The following is a 527-nucleotide window of genomic DNA, read 5'->3' as shown; positions in this document are numbered from 1 at the left end:
GCGGAGGCCTATGGGGAGGCGGGGGCGTACGCGCCCGACGCGGCGCTGGTGAATTTCTATGACGGTGATGCGCGCATGGGAATGCACCAGGACAAAGAGGAGCGGGCCGCCGACGCTCCTGTGGTGTCGCTGAGCCTGGGCGACTCGTGCGTGTTCCGCTTCGGGAACACCGAGGGGCGCGGACGGCCCTACACGGACGTGGAGTTGGAGTCCGGGGACCTCTTCGTCTTCGGAGGGCCCTCGCGGTTCGCGTACCACGGCGTCCCGAGGGTGATGCCGGGGACGGCCGGTCCCGGAGTGGGGATCACCGGCCGGCTGAACATCACCCTGCGGGAGACGGGCCTCTGAGGCCTCAACCGGTCTGCGCCCTAACGGTGTTCGCGGGAGTTGCCGAAGATCAGCCGGTACGCGATGAGCAGCACCAGCGCGCCGCCGATGGCGGAGACCCAGGTGGCGCCGTCGTAGAAGTGCTTGGCGACCGGGTGGTGCCAGAAGTGCGAGGCTATCCAGCCGCCGAGGAAGGCGCC

The 527-nt window shown here is 69.4% G+C and carries 2 protein-coding genes; one reads left to right on the top strand and one right to left on the bottom strand.

From position 1 onward, the window contains the following. A partial coding sequence (locus J0695_RS39440) for an alpha-ketoglutarate-dependent dioxygenase AlkB family protein (protein WP_206969658.1) occupies positions 1 to 348 on the top strand: 348 nt, incomplete at its 5' end. A gap of 20 nt (positions 349 to 368) precedes the next feature. On the opposite strand, the gene J0695_RS39435 is transcribed toward J0695_RS39440, so the two are convergent. Then, on the bottom strand, positions 369 to 527 hold a 159-nt coding region (locus J0695_RS39435), incomplete at its 5' end, for a GlsB/YeaQ/YmgE family stress response membrane protein (RefSeq protein WP_206969659.1).

The organism is Streptomyces beijiangensis (assembly GCF_017315755.1).
GTDB classification, from domain to species: Bacteria; Actinomycetota; Actinomycetes; order Streptomycetales; family Streptomycetaceae; genus Streptomyces; species Streptomyces beijiangensis.
This window is presented reverse-complemented; position numbering and strand designations above follow the sequence as displayed.